At 69.9% G+C, this 1559-nt stretch carries 2 protein-coding genes; one reads left to right on the forward strand and one right to left on the reverse strand.

The genetic code is table 11. The features are described from left to right. Positions 1 to 55: 55 nt before the first annotated feature. On the reverse strand, positions 56 to 853 hold the full coding sequence (locus tag BAY1663_RS22700; protein ID WP_037045383.1) for a universal stress protein: 798 nt from the start codon (positions 851 to 853) through the stop codon (positions 56 to 58). Positions 854 to 1052: 199 nt separating this feature from the next. Here BAY1663_RS22700 and BAY1663_RS22705 point away from each other — a divergent pair. Further along, a partial coding sequence (locus BAY1663_RS22705) for a response regulator (RefSeq protein ID WP_037045385.1) occupies positions 1053 to 1559 on the forward strand: 507 nt, incomplete at its 3' end.

A 1559-nucleotide genomic window follows, 5' to 3' on the forward strand; every position in this document is an offset into this window, starting at 1 on the left:
GGGCCGGCCGGGAGAAGGGGCTGCGGGCGCCGTGGTTCGCGGCGCCGGTCGGGGGTCAGCGCGCCACCAGCACGTCGCAGGGCGGTTGGTCGAGGAACTGCCGGGTCAGGCTGCCGAGCAGGGCGCTGCTGAGTTCGCCGCGGCTGTGTCCGCCCAGCGCCAGCAACTGCGGTTGCAGCTCGCCGATGGCGGCTTCCAGGCAATTGCTGCGCTCGCCCTGGTAGAGGCTGTAGCTGAGCCGCACGCCGCTGTCCGGCAGCCAGGCCTGGATGTCCTCGAGCAACTGGTCGAACAGCTCCTGCTGCAGGGCCAGGCCGCTCTCGTCTGGGCCGTGCACTTCGGCCACTTCATCGACGTTCAGTGCATGCAGCTCGGCGCCGGCCGGCAGCAGGCGCCAGGCGCATTGCAGGGCGCGGGTGGCGCAGGGCGAGAAGTCCAGGGCAGCCAGGGCCTGGCTGTAGGGCGTCTCTGCCGGGGCGATTGCCAGCAGCAGCGGTGCCGGGGTGGCGAGCAGGATGCGTTCCAGGGTGGTGCCGGCGAAGCCCTGGGTCGAATCGCGGTGATGGCGGCCGAGTACCAGCAGGTCCGCCTCCAGTCCGCGGGTCTGGGTCAGTACTTCCTCGACGGGGTTGCCGCGGCGAAGCCAGGGCTGCTGGTCGCCCAGCCCGTTGTGCTGCAGGCGGTTTTGCAGGCGGTTGCGTGCGGCGACCTCGTCGGCCCCGTTGTCGCGCTCGTCGAGCACGTGCAGCAGGCTCAGGCGCGCCCCGCTCTGCCGGGCCAGCTGGGCGCCGCGCTGCAGGGCCCGGTCGGCTTCCGGAGTCAGATCGTGGGCAACGAGAATGTGCTGAACCATGGCGGCCTCGGAACGCTGGCGGGAAACCGCGAGTATGCCGCGCCGGCGCGCTCCTGTCCGCTGGCGCGTCGTCGCGCTCGGCGAGGATGGCGCTGCCGTGGATTGATTGAGCGCAACAAGTTTGCCGCTGGCGGCGACTCGCGCTTTTGTCGGGACGGTCCTGCCGCTATGCTTGCCGGCATTCGAGCAGGAGTGAAGGATGAGCAAGGTCAGTGTGCTGGTGGTGGATGACGCGCCCTTTATCCGCGACCTGGTGAAGAAGGCGCTGCGTGGCCACTTCCCGGGTATCCGCATCGAGGACGCGGTCAACGGGCGCAAGGCCCAGCAGATGCTCACGCGCGAGCGCTTCGACCTGATCCTCTGCGACTGGGAAATGCCGGAAATGTCCGGGCTCGAGCTGCTGACCTGGTGTCGTGCGCAGGATGCGCTGAAGGCCCTGCCGTTCATCATGGTCACCAGCCGCGGCGACAAGGAGAACGTGGTGCAGGCGATCCAGTCCGGCGTGTCGGACTTCATCGGCAAGCCGTTCTCCAACGAGCAGCTGACCAGCAAGGTGCGCAAGGCCCTGGGCCGCGCCGGCAAGCTCGACGCCCTGGCCGCCAGCGCGCCGGTCAGGAACATGGCCACCGGCATGGCCAACGATTCGCTGGCCGCGCTGACCGGCGGCAAGGCCGAAGTGGTGCGCCCGCTGCGCCACCAGCCGCAG

Origin of the sequence: Pseudomonas sp. BAY1663, from assembly GCF_000582595.1 — a bacterium.
Taxonomy (GTDB): Bacteria; Pseudomonadota; Gammaproteobacteria; order Pseudomonadales; family Pseudomonadaceae; genus Stutzerimonas; species Stutzerimonas stutzeri_AF.